Genomic DNA, 16929 nt, shown 5'->3' with positions numbered 1-16929 from the left:
AGAACTCTAATTACGCATGCACCGATTTTAGGGGATGGTTACACGGGCAATGCCGTCAAACTGATCGGCTCAATCAGTGAGCGCAGTGAAGCCACCGTCGAAGAAACTCGACAGGTGAACGAAGCGCTTCAGCGTATTGGTCAGGCGGTGGCAACGATCACGGATATGAATACCCAGATTGCCAGCGCTGCGGAAGAGCAGACCAGTGTTTCCGAGACCATTAACCAGAACGTGCATGAAATTGTTGCCATTACCGAGCAGACTGCTCAGGGAACACGTCGAGCAGGTGATGCCACCCAACGGCTCAGGGATTTGGCTTCCGAGATGTCGGATCAGGTGAGCCGCTACCGGGTCTAGACCCGTTTTGAAATCCGAAATGAGTAGGGGGCAGAACGCGGGTTCTGCCCCCTTTTTTTGCCGTGTAGCGGCTCGCGAGTGTCAGAGATTGGCCTCGGCAAACTCTGCCAGCAGCGAACGCGGAACGCCCTGAAGGTGGATGTGGGCGCCGTGGCGGAAGCCCTTGAATCGCTCGGTCATGTAGGTGAGGCCCGAACTTAGGGCACTCAGATAGGGCGTGTCGATCTGGGCAAGGTTGCCCAGGCAGATCACCTTTGAGCCATTGCCGGCCCGGGTAATGATGGTCTTGATCTGGTGGGGCGTCAGGTTCTGGGATTCATCGATGATGATCAGGCTGTGCTGGAAGCTGCGGCCCCGGATGTAGTTCATGGATTTGAAGTGCAGAGGCACTTTGCTGAGGATGTAGTCAACGCTCGCCGTCATGTTCTCATCGTCTTCATGGAGTGCTTCCAGGTTGTCGACGATGGCGCCCAGCCAGGGCTCCATTTTTTCCGCCTCGGTACCCGGCAGGAACCCGATGTCCTCATCCAGCCCCTGGGTGGAACGGGTGGCGATGATGCGCTTGTACAGCTTGCTGGCCACGGTCATCTCGATGCACGCGGCCAGGGCGAGGATGGTTTTGCCCGAGCCGGCGGAACCGGTGAGGTTGACCAGATGAATGTCCGGGTCCAGCAGCAGGTTCAAAGCCATGGCCTGATAGATGTCCCTGGGTACCAGGCCCCAGACTTCTTCATTCATCAGGTCGTGCTGGTGCAGGTCCTTGATAACCAGCTGGGTGTCGGTGATATCAACTACCTTGCCGACGAAGCCCATTTCATCGATAACAAATTCGTTGATGTTCAGCTTCGCCAGTTCGCCTTCCCGTTTCAGGATGTGCTCGGTCGAGCCTTCCCGCTGAACGGTTTCCACTTTTTCAATGGTGTCCCAGAAGGAGTTCGGGAACTCCCGGTAGCCCTTGGGCAGAAGGTCGATGTCGTCCAACAGCTGGTCGTTGTGGTAATCCTGGGCCTCAACACCGAAGCCGCGGGCCTTCAGGCGCATGTTGATGTCCTTGGACACCAGGATGATATCGCGGGACTTGTGGCGGTTCTGGAGCGCGGCCAGGGTATTGATGATCTTGTTGTCGTTCAGGTGCTCTGGCAGCGAGTGGTTGCCACTGTCACCGGTGCTCATCAGGATCGAAAGACTACCCAGGGGCTCGGCCTTCTTGCCACGAACAATGGGGACGCCCTTCTCGATCACCTTCGGGCTGGCATCGCCCAACAACTTGTCGATGTTGCGAATGGCCTGGCGGCAGTCAGCGGCCACGGCCTGTTTGCCGGATTTGAGGCTGTCGAGTTCTTCGAGGACCGTCATCGGGATGATGACATCGTGTTCTTCAAAGTTGAGGAGGGCGTTCGGGTCGTGGATCAGGACGTTGGTGTCGAGGACGTACATCTTTCGGCGAGCTTGCGGTGCTCTGGGCATAAGTGGCGCTACCTCTCTGGTGGCTCAGTCGTTATCGGCGCAGCGTTGCGTGAGTGCCTCATCCGAGATCACTTTCAGCATATCGTAAGTCGTTATGATGCCAGTGATTTTTGAATCACTGGTGACAAAGATCCGGTGCAGGTGTTCGCGCATCATGATATTGGCAATGTCGCGCACCGGCGTCTTCTCGTCAACCGATAAAACGATGGGGGTCATGATGTCGCGGACTTCCACTGGCACCTTCCCCATTTCTTCAAAGATCACCATCCGCAAACGCCGGGCTTCCTCCCGTTCTTCCGGTGTCAGGTGCCGGTCGGCATCGGAGCGTGTGGCGTTCCAGCGGAATTCGGTGATGTCTTTCAGGGTGGCAATGCCGACAATCTCGCCGTCATCGTCGGTGACGGGGCTGCCGGTTATTTCGTTGTCGGTGAGAAAGCGCGCCAGCCGGTCCATCGTCCAGGACTGGGGAACGGCCTTGATGCTGGGGGTCATGATCTCGTAAGCGAGAACGGTCATTGATCTGGGCTGCCTTTTGAAGTCCTTTCTGAAAGCTTAGCGCGTGATGCCTTGTGCGTCATCCCTTCATGGCTAATGGTTCAGGGAGCAGGCGGTCTGACACCGGTCAGTTGGCCCTTTTCGTCGTAGACCAGTTGATAGCCCTGATACTTTTTCCGGTTGGCAACGCGCTCCAGCTCCTCCATGGAACGCACGGGAATATCCACCAGCAGGGAGTTCACCAGCCAGCCCGGTAACGAGCCATTGGGGTCGGTGTGCTGAACCCAGACCATCCGGGTCTTGTCCCCTTCTGGCGTGAATCGGTACAGGGTGTCGGACCGGTCAACCCGCACCCGGCTGCCGCTCTCAGCCCGCTGGTCGGGCATGGCGTTCAGGTCCATGACAATCTCACCGGAAGCCTGATTACCCCGTGTCCGGATACGCAGGACATAGTCGCGGTCGGTCACCGGCCAGGGCATGTCGTTCACTGAATAGGCAAAGCGATCCTGGAACTCGCCATCGCCGAAGGCATAGGATTCGGTGCAGTTGTGCACCCACTCGACGCAGGAACCGGGGTTGGCCATGACGGCCATCAGGTTTTCGATGGGCGCATCGAGTACCGCCACGGCCTTGAAGGCCTTGAAGCTGGAGTCTGGCTGGTCGATGGTATACACCCGGATATGATCGGCTTCCTTTCGTAACGTCCATTCCCCGTCGGTCTCATTGGGCAGTTCAGCCCGGGCACTGGCGGCGACAGCAAATACCAGCAATGCACAGATCAGCCCGCTGATGACCGAGGCCCAGCCCGATATGCCATGGGCTATGCTCTTTCTCATAGGGTACACTTCCTTGCAGATGGTGGGCCGAGTCTAGCATGAGGTTTTTACTGGCATAGCCACAGAAACAGTGGTTTGTGAACCAGGTAGCGACCCGCTGATTTGATTCACTGAATTGGCCTGATCTGACGACGACTATGACAATGGAAAAGCTGATCAACGGCAAAGGACAGATAGTTCCCGGGTTGCTGGATGAGCCGGTCAAAGAGATTAACTATCTGGACTATGACCTGCGCACGGTGATGGACCGCCCCCGTTCACGGCTGGCCAGGCGCTGGCGCTTCAACCAGTTCCAGTTTGTCAGCGCCATGGGCCCGGGATGGGTGTTTGGCCTGGCGGTGGTGGATCTGAAACTGCTGGGAAGCGGATTTTTCTATCTTTACGATTTCGAGACCGGCCAGATGATGGAGCAATCGTTCCTTCAGCCACTGGCCAGGCAAACCCGGATCGAACCACTGCCAGAGGAAGGCGTGGCGACGTTCAGTAAGGGCGAGGTTGCTGTGCGAATCGCGCCTTCCGCTGATGGCCGAACGATGACGGTCTCCGCCCCCGGCGGTATCCGTATCGAACTTACCCTGAAAGAGGATCGGGATCCGCTCCGGCTGGTTTGCCCGGCCGGCTACAACGGCTGGGTTTTTACCCGCAAGTCGGCGGGCTTGCCGGTGGAAGGGGAAGTGCGTTGGGATCACCGTATCTGGCGCTGCGACGAGCAGACCCGGGGCACCATTGACTGGAGTTGCGGCTTCATGCGCCGGGAGACCGCGTGGAATTGGGCCTGTCTGGCGGGCCAGCTTCCGGATGGCAGATCTCTGGGGCTGAACCTGGCTGCCGGGGTCAATGAAACGGGGATGACAGAAAACGCGCTCTGGCTGGATGGTGTCTGCCACAAGCTGGGCGCGGCAAGATTCCGTTTTGATCGCTATCAGCCGGGCAGTGACTGGCATGTGACCACGGAGGATGGGCGGATTGATCTGCATTTTGTCCCGGCCGGTGTCCGCAAGGAAAAACTGAACGCCTGGGTGCTGGCATCCAACTTCCGGCAGTACGTGGGCACGTTCAATGGAACGGTGACGGATGAAGCTGGCGGGAAAATCGAGGTGAAAGGTCTGCGGGGCCTGATGGAAGACCACTTTGCAAGGTGGTAAGAGTTGGCCTGCCCCATCCGGGACAGGCCAGATCAAACGGTCTATCGCTCCGGTAGCGTGACGTTCAGCTCCAGTACCGAGCAACTTTCGTTGCGGTCCACTTCAACCTGAACCATGTCGTCGCTGATCTGAACGTACTTGCGGATAACCTCAAGCAGCTCCTGCTGAAGCTGGGGCAGGTAATCCGGCTGCTCGCGCTGGCCCCGTTCGTGGGCCACGATGATCTGCAGGCGCTCTTTGGCAACGCTTGCGGATTTGTTTTTCTTGCCCTTGAAATAATCGAGGAAACTCATCCCTTAGCCCCCCTTGAACATCCGTGAGAAGAAACCCTTCTTCTGGGACGTCATGAAACGGTGTTCCCGTTCCTCACCCAGCAGGCGTGCGACTGCGTCTTCATAGGCCTGGCCGGCATCGCTGTCCTCTTCGAGGATAACGGGCAAGCCCTGGTTTGACGCATTCAGTACAATCTGGCTTTCGGGAATGACTCCCAGCAGCGGAATCGCGAGGATCTCTTCCACATCCGCCACGGACAGCATCTCGCCCTTTTCAACCCGGGAGGGGTTGTAGCGGGTCAGAAGCAGGTGTTCCTTGACCGGATCCTGGCCCATTTCGGCACGACGGGACTTGCTCTGCAGAATGCCCAGAATGCGGTCGGAATCCCGAACGGAGGATACTTCGGGATTGGTAACCACAATTGCTTCATCCGCATAATACAGCGCCATCAGCGCGCCATGCTCAATGCCGGCCGGGGAGTCGCAGACGATGTAATCGAAGGTCTCGGAAAGCTCGTTGATGACCTTCTCGACACCATCCTTGGTCAGTGCTTCCTTTTCCCGGGTCTGGGAGGCCGGAAGGATATAAAGGGTATCGACCCGCTTGTCGCGGATCAGGGCCTGGTTCAGGGAGGCTTCGCCCTGAATCACGTTTACGAAGTCGTACACCACGCGACGCTCGCAGTTCATGATCAGGTCCAGATTGCGCAGGCCCACGTCAAAATCGATGACCACTGTCTTATGGCCCCGTTTGGCAAGGCCGGTGCTGATCGAGGCGCTGGTGGTGGTTTTGCCAACGCCGCCCTTTCCTGAGGTAACGACAATAATTCTAGCCAAGGTTCTGTTCCTGTTTCTCGGTGGATTCGTCGTGTCTGCCGAATTATCCGGTCAAGTTATTGTATTCAGCTCCAATATCAGGCCTTGTCCAGTGGCGTTACCACCAGCAGGTCGTCCCTGAGCTGGATTTGCACAGCGCTTTTCCAGCCATTGTCCTGAAGATCTTCGGAGATTTTATAGTGTCCCGCGATGGACACAAGCTCCGCTTCCAGGGATTGGCAGAAAACCCGTGCGGATTCTGCGCCATGAATGCCGGCCAGCGCCCGTCCCCGCAGGGGGCCGTAAACATGGATGTTGCCTGCCGCAAGCACCTCGGCACCGGCCTGCACCGGTGCCAGAATAACCAGGTCACCGTCCGGTGCGTGGACCTGCTGGCCGGAGCGCACCGGCTGGGAGATGATTTTGGCCGGGGGTGGGTCGCCGGCAGCGCCCGTCGGGGCAGCAACAGCCGCGGTTTCTGCTTCCTCTGCGGCGGCCTGTTCGGCTTCATGGGTGCGATCGCGCTGGCCGTTGCCCGGTAGCAATGCCAGTGCAGCGCCCCGGGCGAGACGGCGCTGGTCGTCGGTGCCACCGCGCACGCCAATCACGTGGATGTTGTTGCGCCGACAGGTACCGATGATCTTGAAAAAATCCAGTTCGCTGTCCAGCCCCTGGTATTTCTCCAGACTGATGATCAGCGGAATGTCCTTGAAGAACCCGGGTGCCTGGCTGATCTTGTCCCGCAAAACCTCTTCGAACTCGCCGTCGTCAAAGTAGTAGAGCTCCAGGGCTGTCATGGACACGCTGGCGCTTTTTAGCTGAAAACCCTGTTTTACCCCGGAGGTGGCGGTATCGCTCATGAAGGCGTCTCTTCCCTGGTCATGTTGTCGGTTGGGTTCGGGCGCTGCCGGAGTGGCACGCCTTCGAATCGGATGCCTGACCATCCGGTGCTGATGAACTGGCGGATGTTGCCATGGCTCTCGCCAGTCGGATCGTCCAGAACCTGCTGATAGTGCTCGGCAAACAGTTTGAGCGTGTCCACTTCGCTCAGGTTGCAGTACTGGCCAAGGCCGAAGATCCGGCAGGACCCGGCGTTCTCGCCCTCTGCGTTCACCAGCGGGCCGTTGCGGAAGCTACAGGGCTGGTACTCAAAATGCTCTTCGATCAGCGCCAGGGAGTCTTTGAAGCTAGCGTGACCAGCGTCCAGGGATGCCAGATGGATCCTCACGGCATCATTGACACTCATTATTTATGATCCTGCTTGGGGCCCGTCTGGTAGAGGGCTTTCCAGTCCTCATAGGGCATGCCGTAAATCTCTTCACGGGCTTGCGGGTCAGAAATCTCGAAACCCCGCTCATCCGCCTCTGCCCGGTACCACTTGGACAGGCAGTTGCGGCAGAAACCTGCGAGGTTCATCAGGTCAATGTTCTGTACATCGGTGTTGTCACGCAGGTGTTTGACCAGCCGACGAAAGGCTGCGGCTTCAATTTCGGTGCGTTCTGCTTCAGGAATCGGGTTGCTCATGATGGCCTCGCAATGGTTGATGCGCCGGTTATTAGGGTTCCTGACATTCTCTGCATGTTAGCTTAAGATACAAGGCTGTATAAATGTACAGAAAGTCGACGCGAGCCCCCTGATTATGCCACAACGCAAGATCATCCATGTGGATTGTGACTGCTTCTACGCGGCCGTGGAAATGCGGGACGATCCCAGTCTCCGGGATGTGCCGCTGGCAGTGGGCGGTGATGGTGGTCGGGGCGTGGTAACCACCTGCAATTACAAGGCCCGCGCGTACGGTGTGCGTTCGGCGATGCCAGGTAGCGAGGCGCGTCGGCTGTGCCCGGGGCTGGTGACGGTACCGACGGACATGGGCCGTTACCGGGCGGTGTCACAACAGGTGATGGCCATCCTGCGGGAACTGACGGATCTGGTGGAACCTCTTTCCCTGGACGAGGCCTTTCTTGATGTCTCTGATGTGACCGATCACAAGGGCAGTGCCACCCTGATGGCTCGCCACCTTCGGGAGCGGGTGCGCCAGGAAGTGGGCATCACCATTTCCGCCGGGGTCGCGCCCAACAAGTTCCTCGCCAAGATTGCCAGCGACTGGGAAAAGCCGGACGGGCTGTTTGTGATTCGCCCGGAGGACGTTGAGGGTTTCGTCCAGGGATTGCCGGTTGAGAAGCTGTTTGGCGTAGGGCAGGTAACGGCCTCGAAACTGCACGCACTTGGCGTCAAAACCTGCGGCGACATGCAGGCGCTAGGGGCCGATGTTCTGATCGAGCGGTTTGGCAAGCAGGGCTATCGCCTCCATGAGATGGCCCACGGTCGGGATGACCGGGCGGTGGTGGTGTCGCGGATCGCTAAGTCGGTCAGCGTCGAACGAACCTTTTCCCAGGATTTGCCGGACATGGCCGCCTGCGAGACCGTCATGGCCTCCCTGGTTGCGGATCTCAACCTTCGCCTGTCGCGCAAGGCCAGTCGGAAACCGATTCACAAGCTCTTTATCAAGATCCGCTACAGCGATTTTTCAACCCATACCCTGGAGCGGGTCCGGGAACAGGTTAAAGAGCCTGCCCTGGAAGATTATCTGCCGCTGCTGGCAGAACTGGTGACCAACCGGGAGCGACCGGTGCGGCTGCTGGGGCTGGGCGTGCGTTTTCGAAATGATGACGCCCCGGTTACCCAGTTGCGCCTGTTTGATTAGCGTTCAGACAGACCTGGCAAATATGGTCACGAAATCGGAGTGCAGCCAGCTCATGGCTACGTAGCCCATCAGCCCACCGATCAGGGCGCCTGCAGCGACGTCGCTGGGATAGTGCAGGCCCAGGACCACTCGTGATGCGGCAACACTGAGGGTAAATGGGAGCACGATCAGCGCCAGCGCTGGTTCGGCCACGGTGAGCATAACCTGAAAGCAGGCGGCGTGAAGTGTGTGGCCGGAAGGAAAACTGTAGCGGTCCAGGGGCGGTGTGCCGCAGTTGATGGCCGGGAAGGATATAAACGGCCGCTCCCGGATAAGCCAGCGTTTAAGCAGCTTGTAGCTGACGGTACAGGTGAGCCCCGTCAGCGCCATGAGCAGGGCCAGGCCCGGGCCCGATTGCGGATAGAGAAACGGAATGGAAAGGATCAGGGCGTACCAGAACCAGCCGTCTCCGAGTCGGCTTACCAGTCGGAAATAACCAAGGGCTGGCCGGAAACGAACAGCGCGGTTAATAGACTGGCAGAAAGCGACTTCCCGCTGGTCTGCCAGTTCAAAGAAGCGAGACGCTTTGCTTGTTGATGGCATGGTATCCGGCCTTTGCGGTTTGATTGAAAACCAGTTGTTCAAACTGTTCGATCTGCGAATTCCAGCTCTGTTCCAGGGCGTCCAGCCTTGCCTGGGCCCTGATCCGGTTCAGCAGGGTGGGCTGATCGGCCAGTCGGAGGGCACTGTCGACGTAAGCCTCGTCCTGATCCAGGGGCACTTTCATGCCGTTTTCCTCGTGGCGGATGTGCTCAGCTGCTGCAGCGTCGTCAAAGCTGACAACACCCAGGCCGCTGGCCATCGCCTCCAGCACCACGTTGCCAAAGGTATCGGTCTTGCTCGGGAACAGGAACAGATCACCTGAGGCAAAATGTCGGGCCAGGTCGTCACCACGCTGGGTGCCGCAGAACACGTAGTCCGGGTGGCGTTCCGCCAGTTGACGCCGAAGCGGACCGTCGCCAACCAGGATGAACCTGGCCTGGGGGTGGAGGCCCCGGATCCGCTCGAAGCAGGCAACCGCCATTCGCAGGTTTTTCTCCGGTGCCAGCCGGCCGACGTACAGAATGGCCCGGTCGTTGGGCTTGAGCCCCCAGGATTCGCGCAGTGCGGTGTCCCGCTTGTGTGGCGTGAATCGATGGCAGTCCACGCCCCGACTCCAGAGCCCGGTTGCCGGAATACCCATGGCCCGAGTGGTCTGTTGCATTTTTCGGGTGGGCACCAGGGTGATGGCGGTGCGGTTATGGAACCAGCGGCCGTAAAAACACAGCAACCGTTCCAGCATGCCGACGCCGTAATACCGACTATAGCTGTGAAAGTTGGTGTGGAAGCCGGAGCTCACCGGAATGTCCATCTGACGTGCCGCTGATGTGGCGGCGACACCCAGTGGACCCTGGGTGGCAACGTAGAGGGCATCGGGCCGGTCGGTGGCCAGGAGCTTTTTCAGGTGGCTGGTCCGGGCCAGGCCAAAGCGCAGGTCCGCGTAGCCGGGCAGAGGCAATCCGGTCACCACATGCTCACGGGTGAACAGGGCCTCGCCGGCACTGGCGAAGTTGCCTTTGCGCTCATGTTGCTGTCGCGGCCGTATAACCGTCACCCGGTGTCCACGCTGCATCAGTCCCTGGCATAGATGCCTGAGCGTGTTTGCCACGCCATTGATTTCCGGCGGAAAAGTCTCCGAAACAATGGTAATGTGTTGTTGACGCCGGTTGGCCTGCATGGTCTCGGTCACGGTGTATCCTGTGCTTCCTTTGACATGCCCCTACTATGAAAAGCTGGCATGACAGTTATGCGACACTCCCGTGACATTCCCTTTACCCGTTAACCGAACCGAATCGGAGACGATATGCAAACGAGAAAGCTTGGCAAGACGGATCTCGACGTTACCCTGATTTGCCTGGGTACCATGACCTGGGGCGAACAGAACACCGAAAAGGAAGCCTTTGAGCAGCTGGATTACGCAGTGAATGAGGGAATCAACTTTATTGATGCCGCCGAAATGTACCCGGTGCCGCCAAGGGCGGAAACCCAGGGGCTGACCGAGACCTACCTGGGTAACTGGCTGGCCAGAAGAGGCAAACGCGACGACCTGGTGATTGCTTCCAAAGTGGCAGGGCCGGGCAACGGTCTGAAGTACCTGCGCAATGGTCCGAGACTGACCCGCGATCACATTCTGGAGGCCTGCGACGCCAGCCTGAAACGCCTGCAGACCGACTACATCGATCTGTACCAGGTGCACTGGCCGGATCGCAGCACGAACTTTTTCGGCAAACTCGGCTATGAGCATAACCCGGAAGAGTCTTTCACGCCGATCGAGGAAACACTTGAGGCGCTGGATGAGCTGGTGCGCTCGGGCAAGGTGCGGCACATCGGACTGTCTAATGAAACGCCGTGGGGCACCATGGAGTATCTTCGTCTGGCCGGGGAGAAGGGCTGGCCGAGGGTGGCCAGTATCCAGAATCCCTATAACCTTCTGAATCGCTCGTTCGAGGTGGGGATGGCGGAAATTGTCCACCGGGAGCAGGCCGGTTTGCTGGCTTACTCGCCGCTGGCGTTCGGCATGCTGTCAGGCAAGTATCTGGGGGGCAGGTGGCCCGAGAAAGCCAGAATGACCCTGTACGAGCGATTCAGCCGCTATACCAGCGGCCGTGGCATGGATGCCACCCGGGCCTACGTTGAGCTGGCTGAGCAGAACGGGTTGTCTCCGGTCCAGATGGCGCTGGCTTATGTAAACAGCCGCAGTTTCGTTACCAGCAATATCATCGGTGCAACGTCCATGGAGCAGTTACGGGAGAACATCGGGTCGGCGCAGGTGACCCTGAGCCCCGAGGTGCTGGAGGCCATTGAGTCCATCCATCAGGAATTTACCTATCCCTGCCCCTGAACCGGTCGGTTTTGGGTTTACATCTCCGGTCAGCAGCTGCTGGCCGGGGGTGTAGTTACAATCTGAAATGTTGGGGATCATAAATTGACAAAAATAGGCTGATCCCGTGACAAAAAGTCGGCGCCTTTGTGTGCAGATTCACATCTTTCCGGCCCTTAATCATTAGACTTAAGCCTAAGGTATCCGTAGACTCCCGTGTCGGAAAAAGGTCTCAGGCAGTGTCATGATTATTCGCATCTTTGTCGCATTACTCGCTCTCAATCTCGTTGCATTCGTCGTTCGCGCCGAAGCATCCGAGCGCGTCTTCGAACAGGTCGAAAGCACGACAACCAGCGAGCAGATTTTCGAGATGCAGGAACGGGTTTCCGGCGACTATGAAGAAGACAGCTCCGAGGCGTTCACCGAAATCGGCTCTCGCCTGCTCAGCCTTTCACTGACACGGTCGAAGAGCTCCGGCAAACACTATGCGTCGGATCCGGCTCAGGCCGACCATGGCATTGCACTTCTTAACGAGGGCGCCTGCCTGAATCTGAAGTGGAACTTCTGAAACCCTCGCACCTATCTTCAATCCCCTGAACCCCTGAAGTCCTTCAAACCGCAGAATCATGATCTGGCGCATTGTCTGTGCCCGATCCTCGTGTGATGATCCCCGTTAGATTAGCCGATAAGGAGCTTGGTAATGGCGGGTGATAGAGGGCAGTTATCGAACGATGTGAACGCCTGTGTTGATGAGGTGATTCGCCGGGTTGGCAAGGAAATCACACTGGGTTTGCCGCTTGGGCTTGGCAAACCGGTTCGTTTTGTTAATGCGCTGTACCAGCGGGCCAAGGACGATCCGGAAATCCGTCTGCACATTGTCACGGCGTTGTCGCTGCTGGCGCCAAAGGGCGGCTCTTCGCTCGAGAAACGCTTCATGGGCCCGTTTGTCGAGCGCCTGTATGGTCGAATTCCCGAACTGGCCTACGCCCGGGATGTCTCATCCAATCGCCTCCCGAAGAATGTCCAGGTCTCGGAGTTTTTCTTCAAGGCCGGCAGTTACCTGAACAATCGTTCCCAGCAGCGGCATTACGTTTGTACCAACTACACCCATGCCGTTCGCGATCTTATGGCCGTAGGGGTCAATGTGGTCGCCCAGATGGTGGCGCCGGGTGAAGCCCATGGACAGCCCGGGCAAGTCAGTCTGAGTTGCAACCCCGACCTGACCCTGGACCTGATTCCTTTATTGCGGGAGCGGGAAGCAGCCGGTACACCGGTTGCGCTGGTGGCCGAGATGAATCAGAACCTTCCCTGGTTCGGACACCATGCGGCCATTGAGGCAGACCGGTTCGATGTGTTGCTGGATCAGCCCTCCAGCGATTACCCGCTGTTTTCAGCCCCCCAGATGTCGGTCAGCCCGGAAGACCATATGATCGGGTTTTATGCCAGTGCCTTGTTGAAGGACGGCGGTACCCTTCAGGTTGGCATCGGCTCACTGGGTGCGGCTCTGGTCCACAGCGCCATACTCCGGCACAGCCATAACGAGGCCTGGCGGAAGGTGTTTGATCATCTGAACGTTGATCAGAACTTTCCTGTGGTCAGGGAAGATGGCGGCACAGGGCCCTTCGAACAGGGGCTGTATGGCTGCAGTGAAATGATGGTTGATGGCTTTCTGTACCTGATGCAGGAAGGCATCCTGAGCCGCGAGGTGTATGATCACGCCGGTCTTCAGGCGCTGATCAACCGTGGTGATATCAGCGGTGAGGTTTCTCTCTCCACCCTGGATGTCCTGCGCCGTGAGAAGTTGATCGATAGCCCGCTCCGGGCACGGGATGTCCATTGGCTGGTCCGGCATGGCATCTTCAGGGAGGCTGTGGAATTCAAGGGCGGCCGGCTGCGCGTTGGTGATCAGTCGGTGGAGGGCGACCTGGACAATCCGGAGGCCCGGCAGGCCATCGAAACCCTGATTCTCGGGGAAAAGCTGAGTGGTGGCATCGCCATGCACGGTGGCTTTTACGTTGGTCCCGAGCAGTTCTACCAGTACCTCAGAGAGCTGACCGACGAGCAGCGTGCCAAAATCTGCATGACCAGCGTGAATTTCATCAACCACCTGTACGATCATGCGTTTGGCGACCAGAAGCTGAAAGCTGCGCAGCGCGTTCATGGCCGCTTTATCAATTCGGCAATGATGTATACCCTCAACGGTGCCGGGGTCTCGGATGGCCTTGACGACGGCCGGGTAGTCAGCGGTGTGGGCGGTCAGTACAACTTTGTTGCCATGGCCCACGAGCTGCCAGGTGCCCGTTCCATACTGTCCCTGCGTAGCACTCGCTCATCCCACGGCAAGGTGCTCTCCAATATTGTCTTCAACTACGGTCACTGCACGATTCCCCGCCATCTGCGGGATATTGTGATTACCGAGTACGGGATTGCCGACCTGAGGGGGCAGTCCGACGAGCAGGTTTTCCTCCGGCTGATCCGCATCGCCGACTCCCGGTTCCAGCAGGAACTTCTGAAAAAAGCCCAGAAGGCGGGCAAGGTGGATCCTGCGTTCAAGCTGCCCGCCGACTGGTGTAACAATACCCCGCAAGCCATCAGGCGTGCCGTTTCGGCAGCGGGAGATGCCAGCCTGTTCCCGCCGTTCCCGTTTGGCAGGGATTTTACCGATGAGGAGCTGACGTTGGGGAAAGCCCTTAAAGGGCTTAAGGCCGCAACGGCCACTCGCCGTGGTAAACTGTCGACTTTGTTACAGGCCCTCCGGGCCCGGGATGACGAAGGCCGTTTTGGGGCCCTGCTTGAGCGCATGGGTCTGAGCAACCCTTCCGGATTGCGGGACAAGCTGGATCAGCGACTGGTTATTCATGGCCTGCAACAGCTCGAAACACCACCGGATACAGGAAACTCGAAAACCTGATGACAGCTTCACAAGCAAGACCCGACGTTTTTACCGTTCACTACGTACTGAAAAACAAGATCGGCGAGCTGGTTGATACTTCCGAAGGCAGTGAGCCCCTGCACTTTGTTTACGGCAGCCCCGAGATTATTGAAGGGATTCAGCAGGCGGTAAAAGACCGCAATGTCGGGGATTGCCTGGAGGTAACAGTGCCGCCGGCCATGGCATACGGCGAACACAAGCCAGAGTTGGTGCGCAAGGTGCCGCGCTCATTGTTTGAAGGCATCGAGAACCTGCAGATTGGCATGAAGTTCCAGACCAACACCGGCGATGAAGCGCAGATTGTGCAGGTTGTCGGGATCGACGGCAATCTGGTGAAGGTGGATGCAAACCACCCGCTGGCGGGCTTTACCCTGTACTTTGATCTGGAGATCGTTGGCCGCCGTGAAGCGACGGAAGATGAGGTAGCCCAGGGTCGTCCCCTGTTCTGAGGAGATCTGTTAACTGCTCGTCGTATTCGCCGCTGTATATTCGCGTCAGGCCGTCGAGAACGGTTTCTCGCAGGCGGGCGGCCAACTCACCGGTTGGAGCCCGATCCGACGGGTACACCGGTGCGTGGAAGACAACGTCGACCCGGGCAGAGGGCTGTCTGAGCATTCGCAGCAGATGGCAGTGGAACTCGTCGTCTCCAATGAAGGGGGCCAGATGGTCGGGGCGTCGGTCTCTGCGATAGGCGATGGTGACGGGTTGGACTGGTGTTTCGCTTTCCGGTGCGGCCTTGAGCAACAGGCCGTGGAACGGTAATACGGTCAGACCTGCGCTTGTGGTTCCTTCCGGGTATACCAGGACATTCTCTCCGGCCTGCAAATTTTCGATAATCTGGTCCCGAACGCGGCGAGCCTGGCCGCCTCCCCGCCGGATGAACAGCGTGCCGGCCTGTCGTGCCAGCCAGCCTATGACCGGCCACTGGCCGACTTCGGCTTTCGACAGGAACCGGATCGGTGCCAGGCTTCCCAGGATCGGAATATCTGACCAGCTGATGTGGTTGCTGACGAACAGAACGGTATCGTCGGAAGGTGAGCCGTGCTGGTGAATATTCAGTCCCAGGCATCGGCAGGCCCAACGGAAACAGAATCTGGCCCAGGGTGTCCGATCGATGACTTTGCGGGTAACCACTTCAGTGATCCGCAAACCGGCGGCCAGCATCGTAGTGGCTGCCAGAAAAGCCAAAAAGGCAGTGATTCGAACGCAGAGTCTCAGCCAGCTCATTTCCCAGACTCCCGGTTTCAGGACGCCGTGCGCATGAAGTGCCGGCTGTAGCGGCCCGCCAGTTTGCTGACCTCTAGCACGACCAGCAGGTCGGCACAACGAAAATCCGGATCCCAGCAGGGTTCACCGCAGACCCTGGCACCCAGGCGCATGTAGGCACGGATCAGGGCGGGGACGTCCACCGGGCGATCGTTGTCCCGGGTGTGGGTCAGGTGCGGCATTGCCCGGAGCGGTTTGACCAGAAAAGCCGGGTCGGCCAGATACTCGTTCTGGAGGTGGCGGGCGATGCGCCAGGCCTTCAGCCCTCCGTCAGACATGCCGATGCTCGCGCAGCCGATCATGTAGTCAACACCGCGTTCCACCAGGTATTCGGCCACTGCCGACCAGAGCAGGCTGATGGTCGCGCCGTTGCGGTAGTCCGGGTGAACACAGGTGCGACCCAGTTCGGCGATGGTGCCGGGGAGTTGTTCCAGGGCACTCAAATCAAACTCGCCTGCCGAGTAGAAGCCGCCAACGGCTGCCGTGTCTGCCTGATGCAGGATTCGCGTGGTCGCTACCAGCTCGCCGGAATCCAGGTCGGTGACGATCAGGTGGTCACAAACGGTGTCGAACTCGTCGGCGTCGATGCCTGGCGTCTGTGCGCCCAGGTCGCTGCCATACTCTTCCGAAAACACCCGGTAACGCAGTCGCTGGGCCGCCTCCACCTGTTTCGGGCACCGGGCCATGTCGGTTTTCAGGCGACGGGCGCTGCGGCGGGCTTTCGCGGTTTGTGTGGTCATGGCGTCGTCTCTTTTGTTTCCATTTCCCGACAAGCCTATGAAGCCGGTATGACACATCAGTGACCAAGAGGTGACGTGTCTGTGACACCAGGGAATGAATTGACGCTCGCGGTACCTGTGTCACAGGGTGTAACGAAGCAGCGGTTCCATGTATATTTCTGAATAGCATGTATAATTGCTGTTACAGCAGGTTGCCTGTATTGTCAGGTACACAGAATGACCTGAAACCGGAATAACAAAACCAGAGATGGATGGCGTGGAACAGACAAACGAAAGTTGGCGAATTCTGATTGTCGAGGACGACGAGCGGTTGGCAGAGTTAACCCGTGAATATCTTGAAAGCAACGGGTTGACTGTCTCCCTGGAAACCCACGGCGGCCCCGCGGTAGAGCGGATCCGCAATGAGCAACCGGATCTGGTGGTGCTGGATCTGATGTTGCCGGGTGAAGACGGGCTGTCCATATGCCGTCGGGTGCGTCCTTTCTATTCCGGCCCGATCATCATGCTGACCGCCCGCACCGATGATCTGGACCAGGTTCTGGGCCTGGAAATGGGTGCGGACGACTACATCGGCAAGCCGGTCAAACCCCGGGTGTTGCTGGCACGCATACGCGCCATGCTGCGTCGGGTTACCGAGACGGGCCAGGGAGCGGGTGACGAAGCAAGTGGCGAAGAACCGGTGCGTCTCCAGTTCAACGACCTGGTTGTTGACCGCTCCATGCGCGAAGCCTGGCTGAACGAAGAAAGCATCGATCTGACCAGTGCCGAATTCGATCTGCTCTGGTTACTGGCCAGCAACGCCGGCCGTGTTCTCAGCCGGGAAGAAATCTTCACCGCTTTGCGCGGCATTGAGTACGATGGTCAGGACCGTTCCATTGATGTGCGCGTGTCCCGGATTCGCCCCAAAATTGGCGATGACCCCATCCATCCGCGGCGCATCAAGACCGTTCGCAGCAAAGGCTACCTGTTCGTAAAGGAAGCCTGACGATTCAGTCTCTGG

The 16929-nt window shown here is 58.4% G+C and carries 19 protein-coding genes and 1 pseudogene; 8 read left to right on the top strand and 12 right to left on the bottom strand.

The features are described 5' to 3' along the window. Window positions 1-357, top strand: a pseudogene (locus A8B84_RS08970) (hypothetical protein); the annotation flags it as partial. Window positions 358-438: 81 nt separating this feature from the next. On the opposite strand, the gene A8B84_RS08965 reads toward A8B84_RS08970, so the two are convergent. The 3 genes from A8B84_RS08965 to A8B84_RS08955 all read right to left on the bottom strand — a co-directional run bounded on the left by A8B84_RS08965 (window position 439) and on the right by A8B84_RS08955 (window position 3155). Then, window positions 439-1824, bottom strand: coding sequence for a PhoH family protein (locus A8B84_RS08965; protein ID WP_064227079.1), 1386 nt, complete (start codon window positions 1822-1824; stop codon window positions 439-441). A gap of 24 nt (window positions 1825-1848) precedes the next feature. Next, the gene (locus A8B84_RS08960) at window positions 1849-2340 is read right to left on the bottom strand and encodes an HPP family protein (RefSeq protein ID WP_064227080.1); all 492 of its coding nucleotides are present in this window, start codon (window positions 2338-2340) and stop codon (window positions 1849-1851) included. An 80-nt stretch (window positions 2341-2420) separates the two neighbouring features. Further along, a complete protein-coding gene (locus A8B84_RS08955; RefSeq protein WP_064227081.1) occupies window positions 2421-3155 on the bottom strand; it encodes an START domain-containing protein in 735 nt (244 codons plus the stop codon). A 137-nt stretch (window positions 3156-3292) separates the two neighbouring features. Between A8B84_RS08955 and A8B84_RS08950 the strand changes: the two genes are divergently transcribed. After that, window positions 3293-4300 carry a DUF2804 domain-containing protein gene (locus A8B84_RS08950; RefSeq protein ID WP_064227082.1) on the top strand — a complete coding sequence of 336 codons (1008 nt, stop codon included), beginning with the start codon at window positions 3293-3295 and terminating at the stop codon, window positions 4298-4300. Window positions 4301-4341: 41 nt separating this feature from the next. Here A8B84_RS08950 and minE read toward each other — a convergent pair whose 3' ends face one another. From minE to A8B84_RS08925, 5 genes are all read right to left on the bottom strand, one after another. Further along, complete coding sequence (minE, locus tag A8B84_RS08945) at window positions 4342-4593, bottom strand: cell division topological specificity factor MinE (protein WP_064227083.1); 252 nt, start codon at window positions 4591-4593, stop codon at window positions 4342-4344. Between the two features lie 3 nt (window positions 4594-4596). Beyond that, on the bottom strand, window positions 4597-5409 hold the full coding sequence (minD, locus tag A8B84_RS08940; protein WP_064227084.1) for a septum site-determining protein MinD: 813 nt from the start codon (window positions 5407-5409) through the stop codon (window positions 4597-4599). 77 nt (window positions 5410-5486) lie between these two features. Further along, window positions 5487-6248: a septum site-determining protein MinC gene (gene minC, locus A8B84_RS08935; RefSeq protein ID WP_064227085.1), complete on the bottom strand. Its 762-nt coding sequence runs from the start codon at window positions 6246-6248 to the stop codon at window positions 5487-5489. Further along, a complete protein-coding gene (locus A8B84_RS08930; protein ID WP_064227086.1) occupies window positions 6245-6634 on the bottom strand; it encodes a HopJ type III effector protein in 390 nt (129 codons plus the stop codon). The genes minC and A8B84_RS08930 overlap by 4 nt, the downstream gene beginning before the upstream one ends. Continuing rightward, window positions 6634-6912 carry a DUF1244 domain-containing protein gene (locus A8B84_RS08925; RefSeq protein WP_008176293.1) on the bottom strand — a complete coding sequence of 93 codons (279 nt, stop codon included), beginning with the start codon at window positions 6910-6912 and terminating at the stop codon, window positions 6634-6636. Before A8B84_RS08925 ends, A8B84_RS08930 begins: the two co-directional genes overlap by 1 nt. A gap of 115 nt (window positions 6913-7027) precedes the next feature. On the opposite strand from A8B84_RS08925, the gene dinB reads away from it, so the two are divergent. Beyond that, window positions 7028-8092, top strand: coding sequence for a DNA polymerase IV (gene dinB, locus A8B84_RS08920; protein WP_064227087.1), 1065 nt, complete (start codon window positions 7028-7030; stop codon window positions 8090-8092). 3 nt (window positions 8093-8095) lie between these two features. Here dinB and A8B84_RS08915 read toward each other — a convergent pair whose 3' ends face one another. Further along, window positions 8096-8674: a phosphatase PAP2 family protein gene (locus A8B84_RS08915; protein WP_064227088.1), complete on the bottom strand. Its 579-nt coding sequence runs from the start codon at window positions 8672-8674 to the stop codon at window positions 8096-8098. After that, window positions 8640-9848, bottom strand: coding sequence for a glycosyltransferase family 4 protein (locus tag A8B84_RS08910; RefSeq protein ID WP_064227487.1), 1209 nt, complete (start codon window positions 9846-9848; stop codon window positions 8640-8642). The genes A8B84_RS08915 and A8B84_RS08910 overlap by 35 nt, the downstream gene beginning before the upstream one ends. Window positions 9849-9974: 126 nt before the next feature. Here A8B84_RS08910 and A8B84_RS08905 point away from each other — a divergent pair, with 126 nt between their 5' ends. The 4 genes from A8B84_RS08905 to A8B84_RS08890 all read left to right on the top strand — a co-directional run bounded on the left by A8B84_RS08905 (window position 9975) and on the right by A8B84_RS08890 (window position 14372). Then, entirely contained in the window at window positions 9975-11012 is a 1038-nt protein-coding gene (locus tag A8B84_RS08905) for an NADP(H)-dependent aldo-keto reductase (protein ID WP_064227089.1), read from the top strand. Between the two features lie 223 nt (window positions 11013-11235). After that, entirely contained in the window at window positions 11236-11559 is a 324-nt protein-coding gene (locus tag A8B84_RS08900) for a hypothetical protein (RefSeq protein WP_064227090.1), read from the top strand. Window positions 11560-11691: 132 nt separating this feature from the next. Further along, the gene (locus A8B84_RS08895; RefSeq protein WP_064227091.1) at window positions 11692-13902 is read left to right on the top strand and encodes an acetyl-CoA hydrolase/transferase C-terminal domain-containing protein; all 2211 of its coding nucleotides are present in this window, start codon (window positions 11692-11694) and stop codon (window positions 13900-13902) included. Further along, window positions 13902-14372, top strand: coding sequence for an FKBP-type peptidyl-prolyl cis-trans isomerase (locus A8B84_RS08890; RefSeq protein ID WP_008176279.1), 471 nt, complete (start codon window positions 13902-13904; stop codon window positions 14370-14372). Before A8B84_RS08895 ends, A8B84_RS08890 begins: the two co-directional genes overlap by 1 nt. On the opposite strand, the gene A8B84_RS08885 is transcribed toward A8B84_RS08890, so the two are convergent. Together A8B84_RS08885 and A8B84_RS08880 are read right to left on the bottom strand one after the other, a co-directional pair. Beyond that, window positions 14290-15150 (bottom strand): lysophospholipid acyltransferase family protein, encoded by an 861-nt coding sequence (locus A8B84_RS08885; RefSeq protein WP_064227092.1) that lies wholly within the window; start codon window positions 15148-15150, stop codon window positions 14290-14292. The genes A8B84_RS08890 and A8B84_RS08885 overlap by 83 nt on opposite strands. Before the next feature lie 17 nt (window positions 15151-15167). Beyond that, on the bottom strand, window positions 15168-15929 hold the full coding sequence (locus tag A8B84_RS08880) for a GNAT family N-acetyltransferase (RefSeq protein ID WP_064227093.1): 762 nt from the start codon (window positions 15927-15929) through the stop codon (window positions 15168-15170). A gap of 247 nt (window positions 15930-16176) precedes the next feature. On the opposite strand from A8B84_RS08880, the gene A8B84_RS08875 reads away from it, so the two are divergent. Continuing rightward, window positions 16177-16914: a response regulator gene (locus A8B84_RS08875; RefSeq protein ID WP_064227094.1), complete on the top strand. Its 738-nt coding sequence runs from the start codon at window positions 16177-16179 to the stop codon at window positions 16912-16914. Window positions 16915-16929 lie beyond the last annotated feature (15 nt).

The sequence above is a fragment of the Marinobacter sp. EhC06 genome, assembly GCF_001650915.1.
Lineage (GTDB): Bacteria > Pseudomonadota > Gammaproteobacteria > Pseudomonadales > Oleiphilaceae > Marinobacter.
Note: the sequence above shows the minus strand (reverse complement) of the source record. Positions and strands in the feature narration are given on the sequence as shown.